The sequence below is a fragment of the Micrococcus sp. ACRRV genome (assembly GCF_022346985.1).
GTDB classification, from domain to species: Bacteria; Actinomycetota; Actinomycetes; order Actinomycetales; family Micrococcaceae; genus Micrococcus; species Micrococcus porci.
The window spans coordinates 1-640 of the sequence record NZ_JAKRNH010000224.1; the positions used below are offsets into that span (position 1 = coordinate 1).

A 640-nucleotide genomic window follows, 5' to 3' on the forward strand; every position below is an offset into this window, starting at 1 on the left:
GCTGACGCCTGTGACCGAGTGTTCAGTTCGCGCTGTATAGTTCAGTCCATGCTGACTATTGCTTCGCGTCTCGACGTGATGAACCGCCTGGGTCGTGCACTGGCCGACCCCACTCGATCCCGGATCATCTTGACCCTGCTCGACCATCCCGCTTACCCGGCGGAACTGGCCCGAGATCTGGACCTGACACGCCCGAACGTGTCCAACCACCTGGCATGCCTGCGCGATTGCGGGATCGTCGTCTCCGAGCCCGAGGGTCGTCGGACACGATATGAGATCGCCGATTCGCACCTGGCGCAGGCGCTGACGGCACTGGTCGATGCCACCCTGGCAGTGGACGAAGACGCCCCGTGCATCGATCCCGCCTGCTCGCTTCCCGGATGCGACGCAGCTGGGGAGGGCGCATGATCCTCACCTCGGTCTTGCAGGCGATGGGCCTGTTCGCAGCGACCAACATCGACGACATCATCGTGCTCTCCCTCTTCTTCGCGCGAGGGGCAGGCCAGCGCGGCACTACCGCCCGCATTCTGGCCGGCCAGTACCTCGGATTCGCCGGCATCCTCGGTGCCGCGGTCCTGGTGACCATCGGCGCCGGAGCATTCCTGCCCTCGGCAGCCATCCCGTACTTCGGTCTCATCCC

1 protein-coding gene and 1 pseudogene are annotated in these 640 nt (G+C 65.2%); both read left to right on the forward strand.

The features are described from left to right. Positions 1-48: 48 nt before the first annotated feature. Positions 49-408 carry a helix-turn-helix transcriptional regulator gene (locus MHY29_RS12220; protein WP_006590980.1) on the forward strand — a complete coding sequence of 120 codons (360 nt, stop codon included), beginning with the start codon at positions 49-51 and terminating at the stop codon, positions 406-408. Next, positions 405-640 (forward strand): annotated as a pseudogene (locus tag MHY29_RS12225) (cadmium transporter); the annotation flags it as partial. The gene MHY29_RS12220 and the pseudogene MHY29_RS12225, both read left to right, overlap by 4 nt.

What these genes read in the sequence shown, in the direction of transcription:
- MHY29_RS12220 (WP_006590980.1), top strand. Translation starts at nt 49, where the DNA reads ATGCTGACTATTGCTTCGCGTCTCGACGTGATGAACCGCCTGGGTCGT.